15 protein-coding genes are annotated in these 17,659 nt (G+C 67.6%); 8 read left to right on the top strand and 7 right to left on the bottom strand.

The window, feature by feature from the left end:
- Nucleotides 1-42: 42 nt before the first annotated feature.
- Entirely contained in the window at nucleotides 43-1,488 is a 1,446-nt protein-coding gene (locus ACGFZQ_RS30935) for a CCA tRNA nucleotidyltransferase (RefSeq protein WP_393843082.1), read from the top strand.
- Nucleotides 1,489-1,615: 127 nt separating this feature from the next.
- Here the strand turns inward: ACGFZQ_RS30935 and ACGFZQ_RS30930 are convergent, their stop codons facing one another.
- The 3 genes from ACGFZQ_RS30930 to ACGFZQ_RS30920 form a co-directional block, all read right to left on the bottom strand.
- The gene (locus ACGFZQ_RS30930; RefSeq protein WP_393843081.1) at nucleotides 1,616-2,878 is read right to left on the bottom strand and encodes an MFS transporter; all 1,263 of its coding nucleotides are present in this window, start codon (nucleotides 2,876-2,878) and stop codon (nucleotides 1,616-1,618) included.
- A 117-nt stretch (nucleotides 2,879-2,995) separates the two neighbouring features.
- On the bottom strand, nucleotides 2,996-4,078 hold the full coding sequence (locus ACGFZQ_RS30925) for an inositol-3-phosphate synthase (protein WP_351748188.1): 1,083 nt from the start codon (nucleotides 4,076-4,078) through the stop codon (nucleotides 2,996-2,998).
- A gap of 43 nt (nucleotides 4,079-4,121) precedes the next feature.
- Nucleotides 4,122-4,802, bottom strand: a complete 681-nt coding sequence (locus ACGFZQ_RS30920) for a helix-turn-helix transcriptional regulator (protein ID WP_393843080.1) — start codon at nucleotides 4,800-4,802, stop codon at nucleotides 4,122-4,124.
- A 747-nt stretch (nucleotides 4,803-5,549) separates the two neighbouring features.
- Between ACGFZQ_RS30920 and ACGFZQ_RS30915 the strand changes: the two genes are divergently transcribed.
- Complete coding sequence (locus tag ACGFZQ_RS30915) at nucleotides 5,550-7,811, top strand: transglycosylase domain-containing protein (protein WP_393843079.1); 2,262 nt, start codon at nucleotides 5,550-5,552, stop codon at nucleotides 7,809-7,811.
- Between the two features lie 131 nt (nucleotides 7,812-7,942).
- A complete protein-coding gene (locus tag ACGFZQ_RS30910; protein WP_393843078.1) occupies nucleotides 7,943-9,442 on the top strand; it encodes a glycosyltransferase family 87 protein in 1,500 nt (499 codons plus the stop codon).
- Nucleotides 9,443-9,535: 93 nt separating this feature from the next.
- Here ACGFZQ_RS30910 and ACGFZQ_RS30905 read toward each other — a convergent pair whose 3' ends face one another.
- From ACGFZQ_RS30905 to ACGFZQ_RS30895, 3 genes are all read right to left on the bottom strand, one after another.
- On the bottom strand, nucleotides 9,536-10,567 hold the full coding sequence (locus tag ACGFZQ_RS30905; protein WP_351748182.1) for an alanine racemase: 1,032 nt from the start codon (nucleotides 10,565-10,567) through the stop codon (nucleotides 9,536-9,538).
- Nucleotides 10,568-10,633: 66 nt separating this feature from the next.
- Nucleotides 10,634-11,755, bottom strand: coding sequence for a peptidoglycan bridge formation glycyltransferase FemX (gene femX, locus ACGFZQ_RS30900; protein ID WP_351748229.1), 1,122 nt, complete (start codon nucleotides 11,753-11,755; stop codon nucleotides 10,634-10,636).
- 163 nt (nucleotides 11,756-11,918) lie between these two features.
- Nucleotides 11,919-12,221, bottom strand: a complete 303-nt coding sequence (locus ACGFZQ_RS30895) for a hypothetical protein (RefSeq protein ID WP_351748180.1) — start codon at nucleotides 12,219-12,221, stop codon at nucleotides 11,919-11,921.
- A 266-nt stretch (nucleotides 12,222-12,487) separates the two neighbouring features.
- On the opposite strand from ACGFZQ_RS30895, the gene rpsF reads away from it, so the two are divergent.
- The 4 genes from rpsF to rplI all read left to right on the top strand — a co-directional run bounded on the left by rpsF (nucleotide 12,488) and on the right by rplI (nucleotide 14,196).
- Nucleotides 12,488-12,778 (top strand): 30S ribosomal protein S6, encoded by a 291-nt coding sequence (gene rpsF, locus ACGFZQ_RS30890; protein WP_005482942.1) that lies wholly within the window; start codon nucleotides 12,488-12,490, stop codon nucleotides 12,776-12,778.
- A 74-nt stretch (nucleotides 12,779-12,852) separates the two neighbouring features.
- Nucleotides 12,853-13,446, top strand: a complete 594-nt coding sequence (locus tag ACGFZQ_RS30885) for a single-stranded DNA-binding protein (RefSeq protein ID WP_393843077.1) — start codon at nucleotides 12,853-12,855, stop codon at nucleotides 13,444-13,446.
- Nucleotides 13,447-13,494: 48 nt separating this feature from the next.
- On the top strand, nucleotides 13,495-13,731 hold the full coding sequence (gene rpsR / locus ACGFZQ_RS30880) for a 30S ribosomal protein S18 (RefSeq protein WP_006381652.1): 237 nt from the start codon (nucleotides 13,495-13,497) through the stop codon (nucleotides 13,729-13,731).
- An 18-nt stretch (nucleotides 13,732-13,749) separates the two neighbouring features.
- Complete coding sequence (rplI, locus tag ACGFZQ_RS30875; protein ID WP_351695817.1) at nucleotides 13,750-14,196, top strand: 50S ribosomal protein L9; 447 nt, start codon at nucleotides 13,750-13,752, stop codon at nucleotides 14,194-14,196.
- 169 nt (nucleotides 14,197-14,365) lie between these two features.
- On the opposite strand, the gene ACGFZQ_RS30870 is transcribed toward rplI, so the two are convergent.
- Nucleotides 14,366-15,703, bottom strand: a complete 1,338-nt coding sequence (locus ACGFZQ_RS30870; protein ID WP_393843076.1) for an MATE family efflux transporter — start codon at nucleotides 15,701-15,703, stop codon at nucleotides 14,366-14,368.
- Nucleotides 15,704-16,163: 460 nt separating this feature from the next.
- Between ACGFZQ_RS30870 and dnaB the strand changes: the two genes are divergently transcribed.
- Entirely contained in the window at nucleotides 16,164-17,639 is a 1,476-nt protein-coding gene (gene dnaB / locus ACGFZQ_RS30865; protein ID WP_351748175.1) for a replicative DNA helicase, read from the top strand.
- Nucleotides 17,640-17,659: the final 20 nt, after the last annotated feature.

Raw genomic sequence — 17,659 nt, 5'->3', positions numbered from 1 at the left:
GGAGGCGCTTCGAGCCGCTCGGGGCACGTACCCTGTTCTGTTGTGCCGAACGCCAATGAAGACACTCCCTCCTCCGCCCTGAGCCAGGCGCAGCAGCGCGCGGTGAGCGAACTGCTGCGGGTGGCGCCCGTCGCCGACGACCTCGCCCGCCGATTCCAGGAGGCCGGGTTCTCGCTTGCCCTGGTCGGCGGCTCGGTCCGGGACGCGTTGCTGGGCCGGCTCGGCAACGACCTGGACTTCACCACCGACGCCCGCCCCGAGGACGTACTGAAGATCGTCCGGCCCTGGGCGGACGCCCTCTGGGAGGTCGGTATCGCTTTCGGCACCGTCGGGGCGCAGAAGGACGGCTACCAGATCGAGGTCACGACCTACCGGTCCGAGGCGTACGACCGCACCTCGCGCAAGCCTGAGGTGTCGTACGGCGACTCCATCGAGGAGGACCTCGTCCGCCGGGACTTCACGGTCAACGCCATGGCGGTGGCGCTACCGGAGAAGGACTTCATTGACCCGCACGGAGGGCTGGACGACCTGGCGGCCCGTGTCCTGCGCACCCCGGGGACACCCGAGGAATCCTTCTCGGACGACCCGCTGCGGATGATGCGCGCCGCCCGTTTCGCGGCCCAGCTCGACTTCGAGGTGGCCCCCGAGGTCGTCGCGGCGATGAAGGACATGGCCGGACGCCTGGAGATCGTCTCGGCCGAGCGGGTCCGGGACGAGCTGAACAAGCTGATCCTCTCCTCCCAGCCCCGCAAGGGACTGACGCTGCTCGTCGACACCGGTCTCGCCGACCATGTTCTTCCCGAGCTGCCCGCCCTGCGCCTGGAGAGCGACGAGCACCACCGCCACAAGGACGTCTACGACCACTCGCTGATCGTCCTGGAGCAGGCAGTGGCGCTGGAGGAGAACGGCCCCGACCTCACCCTCCGCCTTGCCGCGCTGCTGCACGACATCGGCAAGCCGCGCACCCGCCGTTTCGAGACGGACGGCCGTGTCTCGTTCCACCACCACGAGGTGGTCGGCGCGAAGATGACCAAGAAACGCATGACGGCCCTGAAGTACTCCAACGAACTGGTGAAGGACGTCTCACGTCTGGTCGAACTCCACCTCCGCTTCCATGGCTACGGCGCCGGGGAGTGGACGGATTCGGCGGTGCGTCGCTATGTCCGTGACGCGGGCCCCCTGCTCGACCGTCTCCACAAGCTGACCCGGTCCGATTGCACCACCCGCAACAAGCGGAAGGCAGTGGCGCTCTCCCGTGCTTACGACGGCCTGGAGGCGCGCATCGCCGAGCTTCAGAAGCAGGAGGATCTGGATGCCATCCGCCCGGACCTCGACGGCAACCAGATCATGGAGATCCTCGGGATCCGGCCCGGCCCGGAGGTCGGCAAGGCTTACAAGCACATGTTGGAGCTCCGGCTGGAGGACGGGCCGATGGAGCACGACGCCGCGGTGGACGCACTCAGAAAGTGGTGGGCCGAGCAAGACTGAGCGTGTGGAACGCGGTCATGTTTCACGTGAAACACGACCCGGCCGGAACGCAACGAGGGGTGATGTTTCACGTGAAACATCACTCCTCTCCGCTGCTCCTCTCCACCGTGGCCCTCAGCTGTGGCCCTCAGCGGCGTTCAAAGCGGGCCATGGCCGCTGCGACCGCCGCGTAGATGAAGGCGACGGTGATGACGAGGGTCGCGGAGCGGCCGTCCGGTGGGAGCATCAGGGCCGCGACGCCGGCCGCCCCCACGAAGGCGACGTTGAAGAGCACGTCGTACACGGAGAAGATCCGCCCGCGGAAGCCGTCGTCGACGGACGACTGGACGATGGTGTCGGTGGCGATCTTCGCGCCCTGGGTGATCAGTCCCAGGACGAAGGCGGCGACGAGCATGGGGACTGTCGTGAACGGAAGGCCCAGAGCGGGCTCCAGTACGGCGGCGGACGCGGCGCATACGACGATCCACCGCCCGGGGCCGAGCCGCCCCGCGGCCCACGGTGTCACCACGGCCGCCGCGAAGAAGCCCGCGCCGGAGATCCCCAACGCCAGCCCCAGCAGCCCGAGCCCGTCGTCCGGGTCGGAGGAGAGGGCGTAGCGGCACAGCATCAGCACCAGGACGAGCAGGGCGCCGTAGCAGAAGCGCATCACCGTCATGGAGAGCAGCGCCCAGACCGCCTCGCGGCGCCTGGGTGCGGCCAGGTGCCGTATCGCTTCCAGGAGGTCGCGTGCGGTGGTGATCACAGCCGTTCCCAGGCTCGGCTGTGCCGGATGCCGGTCGGGGCCGAGGAGGCCGGGGGCCATGGTCAGCGCGGTGAGGGCTGCGGACAGGTACAACGCCGCGCCCAGCAGCACGACCGCGGCATCGGAGTCGGAGGCCAGTAGCCGGACGGCGAAGGCGAGCCCGCCGCCGGCGGTCGCGGCGAGGGTTCCCGCGGTCGGGGACAGGGAGTTGGCCAGCACCAGGCGCTCGGGGTCGACCACGCGTGGGAGGGCGGCGGACAGCCCCGAAAGGACGAAGCGGTTGACGGCCGTGACGCACAGGGCGGAGACGTAGAAGAGCCAGTCGGGGACATGGCCGGCCATCAGAACGGCGGTGACCGCGGCCAACAGCGCACGCAGCAGATTGCCGTAGAGGAAGACCTGGCGGCGGCGCCAGCGGTCCAGCAGGACGCCGGCGAAGGGGCCCACGAGGGAGTACGGGAGGAGCAGGACCGCCATGGCCGAGGCGATCGCGCCCGGTGAGGTCTGCTTCTCCGGGGAGAAGACGACGTAGGCGGCGAGCGCGACCTGGTAGACGCCGTCGGCGCCCTGGGAGAGCAGACGGACGGTGAGCAGGCGGCGGAAGTCCCGCAGGCGCAGCAGGACACGCAGGTCGCGGACGACGGGCATGGGGCACAGCCTCACACACGGGGAGAGTCCCCGGGTCGGGGGACCCGGGGACTCTCACAGCCCTGGCAGGAGCGTTTTTTGCGAGCGACGGACGTCGGCGTTCGGCGTGGTGCCGAGTTACCGCTCGACGTCGCCGCGGATGAACTTCTCCACGTTCTCGCGGGCCTCGTCGTCGAAGTACTGGACCGGCGGGGACTTCATGAAGTAGCTCGACGCGGAGAGGATCGGGCCGCCGATACCGCGGTCCTTGGCGATCTTCGCGGCACGCAGGGCGTCGATGATGACACCCGCGGAGTTCGGGGAGTCCCAGACCTCGAGCTTGTACTCCAGGTTCAGCGGGACGTCACCGAAGGCACGGCCTTCCAGGCGGACGTAGGCCCACTTGCGGTCGTCCAGCCACTGCACGTAGTCGGACGGGCCGATGTGGACGTTCTTCTCGCCGAGGTCCCGGTCGGGGATCTGGGAGGTGACGGCCTGCGTCTTGGAGATCTTCTTGGACTCAAGGCGCTCACGCTCGAGCATGTTCTTGAAGTCCATGTTGCCGCCGACGTTCAGCTGCATCGTGCGCTCCAGGACGACGCCCCGGTCCTCGAACAGCTTCGCCATGACGCGGTGCGTGATGGTGGCGCCGACCTGCGACTTGATGTCGTCACCGACGATCGGGACGCCGGCCTCGGTGAACTTGTCCGCCCACTCCTTGGTGCCGGCGATGAAGACCGGGAGGGCGTTGACGAAGGCGACCTTGGCGTCGATGGCGCACTGGGCGTAGAACTTCGCCGCGTCCTCGGAGCCGACGGGCAGGTAGCAGACGAGGACGTCGACCTGCTTGTCCTTGAGGATCTGGACGACGTCGACCGGCTCGGCCTCGGACTCCTCGATCGTCTGGCGGTAGTACTTGCCGAGGCCGTCGAGGGTGTGGCCGCGCTGGACGGTCACGCCGGTGTTCGGCACGTCACAGATCTTGATGGTGTTGTTCTCGGATGCGCCGATGGCGTCCGACAGGTCGAGACCGACCTTCTTGGCGTCCACGTCGAACGCGGCGACGAACTCGACGTCCTTGACGTGGTAGTCGCCGAACTGGACATGCATCAGGCCGGGGACCTTGGACGCCGGATCGGCGTCCTTGTAGTACTCGACTCCCTGGACCAGCGACGCGGCACAGTTGCCCACGCCGACGATGGCTACGCGAACCGAACCCATTCCGGTTGCTCCCTGTGTGTACGAGTGAGGCCCTGACCGGGTCTCACGTGGTGGTGTCGTCGGGCAAATCCGGCCGGGTCTCCCCGGACCGGGGCAGGTTGCCCGGCGCTCCATTGGTGGTGTTCTGCTGAGCGGACCCTCCGGCAGCGGGACTCTTCATGTCCCGCCCGGCCCGCTCGCTCTCGATGAGCTCGTTCAGCCAGCGCACTTCGCGCTCCACGGACTCCATCCCGTGGCGCTGGAGCTCAAGCGTGTAGTCGTCGAGGCGCTCCCGGGTGCGTGCCAGCGAGGCGCGCATCTTCTCCAGGCGCTCCTCCAGCCGGCTGCGACGGCCCTCCAGTACACGCATCCGCACATCGCGCGAGGTCTGCCCGAAGAAGGCGAACCGCGCAGCGAAGTGCTCGTCCTCGTACGCGTCGGGGCCGGTCTGGGAGAGGAGCTCCTCGAAGTGCTCCTTACCTTCGGCCGTCAACCGGTAGACGATCTTGGCGCGGCGGCCGGAGAGCGGCGCGGCGAGGGCGTCCTCGCTGGTGTTCCCCGGTTCCTCGATCAACCAGCCGTTGGCGACCAGCGTCTTGAGGCAGGGATAGAGCGTCCCGTAGCTGAACGCCCGGAAGACGCCCAGTGAGGTGTTGAGCCGTTTCCGCAGCTCATAGCCGTGCATCGGGGACTCGCGGAGCAGGCCGAGTACGGCGAACTCAAGGATGCCGGACCGTCGGCTCATGGTCGCCTCCTCTCGTCTCTGACGCGCTTATGCCGCTCTGATGTATCGGCTCGATACATCCCGACGATAGATCGGCGATCCCGGTGCGACAAGAGGAGCGACGGTGAACGGGATCACATCACCGATTCGTAGGAGGCAACTTGCCTGATTTGGGGTGAACTTCGGGGCTCGGCGGGTTTTGGTGGTGCGTAGTCTGTGCGGCATGGACACCACCGGGAACCAAGTGACGACTGGGGGGCGTCCCTGTCCTCGGTGCAGTACGGGTGAATGCAGGACCGACCACATCCGTACTTCGGGGGGACCGGAAACCAGCCGCCGTTTCCAGGCGCGCACGGGTGCGCCTGCCCGAGGAGTAATCGTTCGATGAGCGAGCACCGTCGCAAACCGCCGCAGCCGCAGGGAGGCGGACGTGCCGCGGCCCGACGCGGCCAGTCCGGCCCGTCCTCCGGCCGCCGTGCGGCACCGCGAGGCGCCACCGGGTCTCCTTCCGACTCCTATGGGTCCCCTTCCTATGGGTCGGACTCTCAGAGCTCGGAAGGCGAAGAGCGTCCGTACGGAAGCCGTGCCGAGGCACGCCGGGCAGCGCAGAGAAACACGGGAAACCGCCGCAGAGCGGCCGACAACGCGAGCCGCGGTCCGGGTGGCCCTGCCGGGCCCGGGCGTGGCAGAGGCCGGGCGGCCACGGCGCCCGGCAAGAAGCGCATCATCGACTACCCCAGGGCGAACAGGTTCGGCTGGCGCCGCTGGGTGCCCTCCTGGAAGCTCGTCTCCGGGCTCTGCATCACCTTCTTCGGCAGCCTGGTGGCGCTGGTCGGCGTCGGATACGCCATGGTGGGCGTCCCGGACGAGAACACCGCGGCCAAGTCCCAGAACAACGTCTATTACTGGGCCGACGGCAAGCAGATGGTCGCCACGGGCACCGGCGTCAACCGGCAGAACGTCGGCATCGCCCAGATTCCCGAGGCGATGCAGTACTCGGTGATCTCGGCGGAGAACAAGAGCTTCTACACGGACCCGGGCGTCGACTTCAAGGGCATCGCCCGTGCTCTCGTCAACATGGCCCAGGGCGGTGAGACGCAGGGTGGTTCGACGATCACCCAGCAGTTCGTCAAGAACACCTACCTCAGCCAGGACCAGACCCTCACACGCAAGTTCAAGGAGATGTTCATCTCCGTCAAGGTGGGCACCAAGTTCACCAAGCCGGAGATCCTCCAGGGCTACCTGAACACCTCGTACTTCGGCCGTGGGGCGTACGGCATCCAGGCCGCCGCCCAGACCTACTACGGCGTGGACGCGAAGGACCTCACCCCGAGCCAGTGCGCGGTCCTGGCGGCCCTCCTCAAGGGTGCGACGTACTACGACCCCGCGGGCAACCCGGACATCGATCCCGCGGCCAGCAGGGACGCCAACTACAAGCGTTCGCATGACCGCTGGGCCTGGATCCTCGAGGAGATGCACAAGGACCAGCACCTCACCGATGCTCAGTACCAGCAGGCGATCAAGAAGTACCCGCTGCCCCAGGGCCGCAAGGCGACCAAGGGGATGACCGGCCAGATCAGCTACCTCGCCGACACGGCCAAGAAGTACGTCCTCGCGCACTCCAACATCACCGAGGCGCGGTTCGACCAGGGCGGCTTCCAGATCTACACGACCTTCCAGAAGGACAAGGTCAACGCGCTGACCGCGGCCGTGCAGAAGGTCCAGAAGGAGCGTCTGGATCCGAAGAACCGGGAGAAGGACAAGTACGTCCAGTTCGGTGCGGCGTCGGTGGTGCCCAAGGACGGCGCGATCGTCGCCCTGTACGGTGGCGCCGGCTACGAGAACAACCACTTCACCAACAACGCCGACACCTCGGGTGTCCCCGTCGGTTCGACGTGGAAGCCGTTCGTCCTGGCCGCGGCCATGCAGTACGGCTCGTACAAGACCTCTCCCGACGGGGTCTCGCCGCTGAGCAAGTACAACGGCGACGACAACCTCAAGGTGCGGAAACCGGACGGCTCGTACTTCCTGAACAAGGACAACTCGATCTTCCGGCAGAGGAACGAGAGCGAATACCCCTGGGGCTACATCAGTCTGCGCAAGGCGATGGAGCAGTCGATCAACACGCCGTTCGTGCAGCTCGGCGTGGACGTCGGTATGACGAAGGTGCGGGACGTGGCCCAGGCGTCCGGGATCCTGCCCGACAGCATGTCGCAGGACCTCAACCCGTCGTTCGCCATCGGTACGTCCACCCCCAGCGCGATCCGCATGGCCGACGCCTACGCGACCTTCGCGGCTTCCGGCGAGCACACGGACCCCTACTCGGTGACCGCTGTCAAGCAGGACGGCCAGCCGCTGGGCGGCTTCTCCAAGCCCAAGGTGACCCCGGCGATGCCCGAGGACGTAGCGAACAACGTCACGGACACCCTGGAGAACGTGATCCAGAACGGTACGGGTAAGAACGCCAAGGCCCTGGGCCGTACGGCGGCGGGCAAGACCGGTACCACCGACAGCAACAAGTCGGCCTGGTTCGTCGGCTACACCCAGCAGCTGTCGACCTCGGTGGCGATGTTCCGTGAGAACCCGAAGGACGCCGAGCTGCTCTCCATGAACGGCACCGCCGGCGTGGAGTCCATCCACGGTGGTGACATCCCGACCTCGGTGTGGACCGAGTACATGATGTCCGCCCTGAAGGGCAAGAACGACCTGGGCTTCCCGAAGGCCACCAAGATCGGTGAGATCGCCGACGAGGCGGGGGCTCCTTCCCCGACTCCGACGCCCGTCATCACCCCGAGCGAGACGCCGAGCGTCACGCCCAGCATCACCCCGAGCGAGACGGCCACCTCGCCGTCGCCCACGGCCACCGAGACCTGCCAGTTCACCTGGAACTGCTCCAGCGACGGCGGTACCGACACGGGCAGCACGGGAGGCACGACGTCCTCGCCGACGGCTACGGAGACGACCGGCGAAGGAGACACCAGAGGCAATGCCAACGGCGGCGGAAACCTCTTCGGTGGATCAACCGGCTAGCCGCGCGGTCTGACCGGCTGGTGACCATTTCGCCCGTCGAAGTCAGTTTCACGTGAAACATGGGCCGCCGCACCAGGCGAGGTGCGGCGGCCCTCGGCGTATTCCTAGGGAGGTACGGCAGGATGGGCCCCATGCCCAGTGCAGAGACGACGCCCGCGGGCGTGCGCGAGCCGGAGCCGGTGCGACCGACCAGGGAAGACCCGGTCGCCGCAGCCGGTAGTGAGCTGATCGGTGGCCCTATCGGGCGGCGTGCGCTGCTCGGAACGTCCTGGTGGACGCCGCTGCGGGTCGTGGTCCTCGTGGCGATCGGCATGTTCGCCCTGGGCCTGATCCAGAAGGTGCCGTGCTATGACGGCGGCTGGTTCTTCGGCGCGAGTTCCCAGTACACCCACGCCTGCTACTCGGACATTCCGCATCTCTACCAGGGGCGAGGCTTCGCCGACGGTCTGGTGCCGTACTTCGACAAGCTCCCCGGTGACATGGACTACCTCGAATACCCGGTGCTGACCGGTGTGTTCATGGAGGTGGCCGCATGGCTCACGCCGGGCAGCGGCAGCATCCAGCTCCAGGAGCAGGTGTACTGGTTCGTCAACGCCGGAATGCTAATGATCTGCGCCGCCGTCATCGTGGTGTGCGTGGTCCGTACGCACCGCCGGCGCCCCTGGGACGGCCTGCTGGTCGCCCTGGCGCCCGCCTTCGCGCTGACCGCCACCATCAACTGGGACCTCCTGGCGGTCGCTCTGACGGCCGCGGCGATGCTGATGTGGTCCCGGAGTCGTCCGCTCGCCTTCGGTGTCCTCCTGGGGCTTGCTACGGCCGCCAAGCTGTATCCCGTGTTCCTGCTGGGGCCGCTGTTCCTGCTGTGCTGGCGGGCGGGCAAATGGAGGGAGTTCTTCGTCGCGGCGGGCGGTGCCGTCGTCGCCTGGCTCGTCGTGAACCTGCCGGTGATGATCTTCGCCTTCGACGGCTGGTCGAAGTTCTACACATTCAGCCAGGAACGGGGCGTCGATTTCGGCTCCTTCTGGCTGATCTGGGCGCAGAACACCACCACCCCGCCCAGCACCGGCTTCGTGAACAACGCGGCGATGGCCCTGGTGGTGCTCTGCTTCCTGGGCATCGCCGCCCTGGCCCTCACCGCCCCGCGCCGGCCGCGCTTCGCCCAGCTGGCCTTCCTGGTGGTGGCGGCCTTCATCCTCACCAACAAGGTCTACTCCCCGCAGTACGTCCTCTGGCTGGTGCCGCTGGCCGTGCTGGCCCGGCCCAAGTGGCGGGACTTCCTGATCTGGCAGGCGTGCGAGGTGGCGTACTTCCTGGGGATCTGGATGTACCTCGCGTACACGACCAGCGGTGACGCCCACAAGGGCCTGCCGACCCACGGCTACCACTGGGCCATCGCCGTGCACCTGCTCGGCACGCTCTACCTCTGCGCGATGGTCGTTCGCGACATCCTCATGCCCGAGCGGGACGTGGTGCGCCGCTCCGGTGACGACGACCCCTCGGGCGGTGTGCTGGACGGCGCGGAGGACTTCTTCGTGCTCGGTGCGGCCGCCCGTCCCCCGCGTCATGCCGCCCAGTACGAGGGGCCGCAGGTGGAGTGGGGCAGCCGAGCCTCCGAGGACAGTTCGCTCTGAGCGAACAGCGCAGGCTGGGCGGACATCCCGGACCGAAGGAAAGGGCCGTACACGGAACTCCGTGTACGGCCCTTCCTGCGTTCTGAGAACCCGTCAGCGATCCACGATGCGGTCGAACTGGGTGGTGGTGTGCCGCAGATGGGCCACCAGCTCCTCGCCCACCTGCGGCTCCGGGGCGTCGGTCGGCACGAACAGGATCGACACCTGCATGTGCGGCGGCTCCGCGAACCAGCGCTGCTTGCCGCCCCAGACGAACGGCGAAAGGTTCCGGTTCACCGTGGCCAGGCCGGCCCGTGCGACGCCCTTGGCGCGCGGCATGACGCCGTGCAGGGCCTTCGGGGCCTCCAGGCCCACCCCGTGCGACGTACCGCCCGCCACGACCACCAGATAGCCGTCCGAGGCCGCCTTCTGCTGCCGGTAGCCGAACCGGTCGCCCTTGGCGACCCGGGTCACGTCCAGGACCGCCCCGCGGTACTCGGTGGCGTCGTGGTCCCCCAGCCACAGCCGGGTGCCGATCCGGGCCCGGAACCGGGTCTGCGGGAACTGCTGCTGCAGCCGGGCGAGTTCGTCGGCCTTGAGATGGCTGACGAACATCGTGTGCAGCGGCAGCCGGGCCGCGCGCAGCCGGTCCATCCAGCCGATGACCTCCTCGACGGCGTCCGAGCCGTCGGTACGGTCCAGCGGCAGATGGATGGCGAAGCCCTCCAGGCGGACGTTCTCTATGGCGGAGTGCAGCTGCGGCAGGTCCTGCTCGCTGATGCCGTGCCGCTTCATGGTGGACATCACCTCGATGACCACGCGCGCGCCCACCAGGCCGTACACGCCGTCGATCGACGACACCGAGCGGATGACCCGGTCGGGCAGCGGCACCGGCTCCTCGCCGCGCCGGTACGGCGTCAGCACCAGCAGATCGCCGCCGAACCAGTCCTTGATGCGCGCGGCTTCATACGTCGTACCGACAGCGAGGATGTCCGAGCCCAGACGTGTGGCCTCCTCCGCCAGGCGTTCGTGCCCGAAGCCGTAGCCGTTGCCCTTGCAGACCGGGACGAGGCCCGGGAACTGCTCCTGCACGTGCTTGTGGTGCGCCCGCCAGCGCGCGGTGTCGACGTAGAGCGTGAGCGCCATGGCCGGACCTGGGACCTTTCTGGATGGCTGGGGTGTGTCAGGGCTATAGAAGCACGGAGCGTGACGTCAGCGGCGCGACATGTAGATGTCGAGAGCCTTGTGGAGCAGCTTGTTCAGCGGGAAGTCCCACTCGCCGAGGTACTCGGCGGCCTGGCCGCCGGTGCCCACCTTGAACTGGATGAGGCCGAAGAGGTGATCCGTCTCGTCCAGCGAGTCCGAGATGCCGCGCAGGTCGTAGACGGTGGCGCCGAGCGCGTAGGCGTCACGCAGCATCCGCCACTGCATGGCGTTCGACGGACGCACCTCGCGGCCGATGTTGTCGGAGGCCCCGTAGGAGTACCAGACGTGCCCGCCGACGATCAGCATGGTCGCCGCGGACAGGTTCACCCCGTTGTGCCGGGCGAAGTACAGCCGCATCCGGTTGGGGTCCTCGGTGTTGAGCGCCGTCCACATGCGCTCGAAGTACGACAGCGGGCGCGGCCGGAAGTGGTCGCGCACGGCCGTGATCTCGTACAGCCGCTGCCACTCGGGCAGGTCCTGGTAGCCGCCCTGAACGACCTCGACGCCGGCCTTCTCAGCCTTCTTGATGTTGCGCCGCCACAGCTGGTTGAAGTTCTTGTGGACCTCTTCCAGCGAACGGTTCGCCAGCGGCACCTGGTAGACGTAGCGCGGCTGCACGTCACCGAAGCCGGCGCCGCCGTCCTCGCCCTGCTGCCAGCCCATCCGGCGCAGCTTGTCCGCCACCTCGAAGGCGCGCGGCTCGATGAAGTCCGCCTCGATGTCGCGCAGCCGCTTCACGTCCGGGTTCTGGATGCCGGCCTTGATGGAGTTGGCCTCCCAGCGCCGGATGATCACCGGCGGGCCCATCTTCACGGAGAACGCGCCCTGCTGCTTGAGGTGGGCCAGCATCGGCTGGATCCACTCGTCGAGATTCGGCGCGAACCAGTTGATGACCGGGCCCTCGGGGAGGTACGCCAGGTAGCGCTTGATCTTGGGCAGCTGGCGGTACAGCACCAGACCCGCGCCGACCATCTCGCCGGTGCGGTCGTCGAACCATCCGAGGTTCTCCGAACGCCACTCAGCCTTGACATCAGCCCAGGCCGGGACCTGCATGTGGCTGGCAGCCGGCAGGCTCTGGATGTATGCCAGATGCTGTTCGCGGCTGATGGTCCGCAGGGTCAGGCTCATGTCGGGGCGCTCCTCGGGCTGGTGTGTCCCCATGGGTACAGGGGCTCCGGCTCTCGCGCCGAAGCCTACTGCGCCTCGCCCGCGGCCCGACTGGGCGTACACCTCCTACGCCCCGGCGCCGGTGCGGCGGGGCGTAGGAGGTGGTGCGCAAGGGGCCGGAGGCCTACCCGAACAGGCCGCCGTGCGCCATGCCGATGAAGAAGCCGATGCCCGCGGCACCGAGACCCAGGATCAGACCGAAGCGCTCGCGCGTGGTGATCGAGACCCACTGCCCGAACAGGCCGGTGAAGATGCCGATCAGACCGGTCCACGAGCTGAGCAGGTGCAGGCTGTGGAAGAACGACGTGATGAAGGCGATCAGCCCGAGCGCCAGTGTCACTGCCATCAGCGAGTCCTGGAGCGGATGGGTCTTGCCGTCGGTGGCGAAGAGGGATCCGGCGGTGTTGGGTCGCAATGCCTGTGCCATAGGGCACCTCCTGCGGAAGGCGGCGCATCGTAGCGCCGTACACACCCGATGTGTACAGATTGAGGGTCCCGGCGGCCGGATTTCAACCGGAAGCAGGTGTGCGGGTAGTCTGTACCGTCTGCACCGGTGTCTGCCCAGGCCCGCGGCCGGGGATCCCGAGGGAAGCCCCCCGCATGTCAGTGGCGGCCGATACCGTTGCGCACGCATCACAACCCTCCTGCCACGGAACGACCGTGGCCGCTGAGTCCAAAGGAGGTGGGTTCCACATGCGTCACTACGAGGTGATGGTCATCCTCGACCCCGATCTGGAGGAGCGCGCTGTCGCCCCCCTGATCGAGAACTTCCTCTCCGTCGTCCGTGAGGGCAACGGCAAGGTGGAGAAGGTCGACACCTGGGGCCGTCGTCGTCTCTCGTACGAGATCAAGAAGAAGCCCGAGGGCATCTACTCGGTCATCGACCTGCAGGCCGAGCCTGCGGTCGTGAAGGAGCTCGACCGCCAGATGAACCTGAACGAGTCGGTCCTCCGGACCAAGGTCCTCCGTCCCGAGACCCACTGAGCTCCCAGCTCAGCTGATCTCGGGTTTCGAGTAGCAGCAAGCAGCCAGCAGCAAACCCGCCGAGAGGTTCCCCCATGGCAGGCGAGACCGTCATCACGGTCGTCGGCAATCTTGTCGACGACCCCGAGCTGCGCTTCACCCCGTCCGGTGCGGCGGTCGCGAAGTTCCGCGTCGCGTCCACTCCCCGCACCTTCGACCGCCAGACGAACGAGTGGAAGGACGGCGAAAGCCTCTTTCTGACCTGCTCGGTCTGGCGTCAGGCGGCGGAGAACGTCGCCGAGTCGCTCCAGCGAGGCATGCGCGTAATCGTGCAGGGCCGGCTGAAGCAGCGGTCCTACGAGGACCGTGAGGGTGTCAAGCGCACGGTCTACGAGCTGGACGTCGAGGAAGTCGGCGCCAGCCTGCGGAACGCCACGGCCAAGGTCACCAAGACCGCCGGTGGTGGCGGCCGCGGTGGCCAGGGTGGGTTCAGCGGCGGTGGCGGCCAGGGTGGCGGCAGCTGGGGCGGCGGCTCCGGCGGCGGCCAGCAGGGCGGCGCTCCCAACGACGACCCCTGGGCCTCCGGCACTCCCGCCGGTGGCGGCAACCAGGGCGGCGGCGGTTGGGGCGGCGGCTCCGGCAGCAGCGGCGGCAGTGGCGGCGGCTACTCGGACGAGCCCCCCTTCTAGGGACAACGGGCTCGCATCCCCACTTCTTGATCACACAGGAGAAACACCATGGCGAAGCCGCCTGTGCGCAAGCCTAAGAAGAAGGTCTGCGCGTTCTGCAAGGACAAGGTCCAGTACGTGGACTACAAGGACACGAACATGCTGCGGAAGTTCATTTCCGACCGCGGCAAGATCCGTGCCCGCCGCGTGACCGGCAACTGCACGCAGCACCAGCGTGACGTCGCCACGGCCGTCAAGAACAGCCGTGAGATGGCGCTGCTGCCCTACACGTCCACCGCGCGATAAGGGAAGGGTGACCGACACATGAAGATCATCCTCACCCACGAGGTCTCTGGCCTCGGTGCCGCCGGCGACGTCGTCGACGTCAAGGACGGCTACGCTCGCAACTACCTGATCCCGCGGAAGTTCGCTATCCGCTGGACCAAGGGTGGCGAGAAGGACGTCGAGCAGATCCGTCGTGCTCGCAAGATCCACGAGATCCAGACCATTGAGCAGGCCAACTCCGTGAAGGCCCAGCTCGAGGGTGTCAAGGTCCGTCTGGCCGTCCGCTCCGGCGACGCCGGTCGTCTTTTCGGTTCCGTCACCCCGGCCGACGTCGCCTCGGCGATCAAGGCTTCCGGTGGCCCCGAGGTCGACAAGCGCCGTATCGAGCTGGGTGCGCCGATCAAGACGCTGGGCGCCCACGAGACGTTCGTGCGTCTGCACCCCGAGGTTGCCGCCAAGGTCAACATCGAGGTCGTCGCGGCCTGACGACTGCGCTCGGTTTGAGCAGTAGCTGAAAGGGGCCGTACCCATGAGGGTGCGGCCCCTTTGGTTTGCCGACGATGGGGTCGGGCGGCGGGTGTTTCACGTGAAACGTGGTGGCTCGCGGTGTTTCACGTTTCACGTGAAACAGTCGATGGCCCGTGCCGGTCAGCCGTCAGCGCGTTGCACCGGTCACGATCCAGCGGCCCGAGCGTGTCCGCAGCCAGAGGGTCAGCATCCGCGTGGCCATCATTAGGGTCATGGCTCCCCAGAGCGCCGTGAGCCCGCCGCCGAAGGCGGGGACCAGGAGCGCCACCGGTGTGAAGACGGCGAGGGTCACGACCATGGCTCTGGCGAGGTAGACCCCGTCTCCCGCACCCATCAGAACGCCGTCGAGGACGAAGACCATGCCGGAGATCGGCTGGGAGAGCGCCACGATGAGCAGCGCGGGCAGCGCGGTGTCCTTCACGGTCGGATCGCTGGTGAACAGCGGGAGGAAGAGCGGTCGGGCAGCCACCACAAGCAGTCCCAGAACGACCCCGGTGGCGATGCCCCACTGGACCATGCGCCGACAGGCCTCACGGGCGCCGGCAGTGTCGCCGGCACCGAGATAGCGGCCGATGATGGCCTGCCCGGCGATCGCTATCGCGTCCAGGGCGAAGGCCAGCAGGCTCCACAGGGACAACACGATCTGGTGCGCCGCGATATCGGCGTCGCCCAGCCGGGCCGCGACAGCTGTGGCGATCATGAGGACGGCCCTGAGCGAGAGCGTTCGGACGAGGAGAGGCACGCCGGCCTGTGCCGAAGCGCGAATCCCGGCGACGTCGGGGCGAAGGGACGCCCCGTGCCTGCGGGCTCCCCGTACGACGACGGTCAGGTAGACGGCTGCCATCCCGCACTGGGCGATGACGGTGCCCCAGGCGGAGCCGGCGATGCCCAGCCCGGCGCCGTAGACGAGCCCGGCGTTCAGTCCGGCGTTGGCGACGAAGCCCGCGACAGCGACGTACAGCGGGGTCCGGGTGTCCTGGAGGCCACGCAGGACTCCGGTGGCGGCGAGCACCACCAGCATGGCCGGGATCCCCAGTGCGGAGACCCTGAGGTAGGTCGTCGCGTAGGGTGCCGCGGTGGCCGAAGCCCCGAAGACGTCCACGATGCCGGGTGCCAGGGGCAGGACGACGGCGATGACGCCGGCACCGAGCAGCAGCGCCAGCCAGATGCCGTCCATGCCCTGGCGGATGGCCGCCTGGAGATCGCCGGCGCCGACCCGGCGGGCGACCGCCGCCGTGGTGGCGTAGGCGAGAAAGACGAAGACGCTCACGGCGGTGGTGAGGAGCGCCGAGGCGATGCCGAGACCGGCGAGCTGTGCGGTGCCGAGATGGCCGACGATCGCGCTATCGGCCATGACGAAAAGCGGCTCGGCGACGAGTGCGCCGAAGGCCGGGACGGCCAGTGCGACGATCTCTCGGTCGTGCCGTCGTCGGGTGGCTTCGGGGATCGCGGGAGCCTGTGACATGGGCGCTAATCTAATCGTCCACAGGTAAGAGATGCAATTGAGAACTGACCCTTACTGAGGCTTGTGCGGTCCGCGCTGTCGCGCGTCGTTCGAAGCGATCTTGATCCGACTGGGAAAGTTTTTCTTCTGCACAGCCGGTGGATGGGAAAGGTGCAGGTCAGGGCTTGTTGCGGCGCGAGATCGAGGGCTTGTTCACAGGGCTGTCCACCGCGTCGTGCACAGGTTTTGGGAGGTTCTCCACAGCATACGGGCCGTCGTCCACATGGCCTGTGGATAACCAGATTGGCTGACGGTGCCCGCGGGCCTACCGTGGTGCGGCGCCCGCTCCTCCTTATGGCCTCGGAAACCTCGCAAAACCGACGCGTCCAGAACCGGAATGGGGCGCCTTGGTTTGTCAGTGCCGTGCCGTAGAAATGAGGCCACGGCGAGGTCCGCCGGGCGGACGGGAGGAGGTGGCTCGGTGAGTATTTCCGAGCCCTTGGACGATCCGTGGGCCGAGGCCGGTCCCAGTGATCGTCTGCCCGCCTCCCGTGGACGCGGTGAGGGTGGCCGAGGGCGGGACGACCGGCACGACCGGGGCCGGGACAGCGGCGACTGGGACGGCGGAGGTTCCACCTTCGAGCGAGTCCCCCCGCAGGACCTGGACGCCGAACAGTCCGTGCTCGGCGGCATGCTGCTGTCCAAGGACGCCATCGCCGACGTCGTGGAGATCCTCAAGGGCCACGACTTCTACAAGCCGGCGCACGAGACGATCTACCAGGCGATCCTCGACATCTATGCGAAGGGCGAGCCGGCCGACCCCATCACTATCGCCGCCGAGCTCACCAAACGCGGTGAGATCAACAAGGTCGGCGGGGCCTCCTATCTGCACACCCTCGTCCAGACGGTGCCGACGGCGGCGAACGCCGAGTACTACGCGGAGATCGTCCACGAGCGGGCCGTGCTGCGCCGTCTTGTCGAGGCCGGGACACGCATCACGCAGATGGGATACGCGGCCGACGGCGACATCGACGAGATCGTCAACAGCGCCCAGGCGGAGATCTACGCGGTCACCGAGCAGCGGACCAGCGAGGACTATCTGCCGCTCGGCGACATCATGGAGGGCGCCCTCGACGAGATCGAGGCGATCGGCTCCCGTACCGGCGAGATGACCGGCGTGCCCACCGGCTTCACGGACCTGGACTCGCTGACCAACGGCCTCCACCCGGGCCAGATGATCGTCATCGCCGCGCGTCCCGCCATGGGTAAGTCCACTCTGGCGCTGGACTTCGCCCGGGCCGCGTCGATCAAGAACAACCTGCCCAGCGTCATCTTCTCCCTCGAAATGGGCCGCAACGAGATCGCGATGCGTCTGCTGTCCGCCGAGGCCAGGGTCGCCCTGCACCACATGCGCTCCGGCACGATGACCGACGACGACTGGACCCGGCTCGCCCGCCGGATGCCGGACGTCTCGGCCGCACCGCTCTACATCGACGACTCCCCGAACCTGTCGATGATGGAGATCCGCGCCAAATGCCGCCGGCTCAAGCAGCGCAACGACATCAAGCTCGTGATCATCGACTATCTGCAGCTGATGCAGTCCGGGTCCAAGCGTTCCGAGAGCCGTCAGCAGGAGGTCTCGGACATGTCCCGAAACCTCAAGCTGCTCGCCAAGGAGCTGGAGGTCCCGGTGATCGCGCTCTCACAGCTCAACCGTGGTCCCGAGCAGCGCACAGACAAGAAGCCGATGGTGTCCGACCTGCGTGAGTCCGGCTCCATCGAGCAGGATGCCGACATGGTCATCCTGCTCCACCGCGAGGACGCCTACGAGAAGGAGTCACCGCGGGCGGGCGAGGCGGACATCATCGTCGGCAAGCACCGAAACGGCCCGACCGCGACGATCACCGTGGCCTTCCAGGGTCACTACTCCCGTTTCGTGGACATGGCACAGACCTGATCCGCACCACCGAAATGAAC

The organism is Streptomyces sp. NPDC048254, assembly GCF_043201895.1.
GTDB lineage: Bacteria > Actinomycetota > Actinomycetes > Streptomycetales > Streptomycetaceae > Streptomyces.
This window is presented reverse-complemented; position numbering and strand designations above follow the sequence as displayed.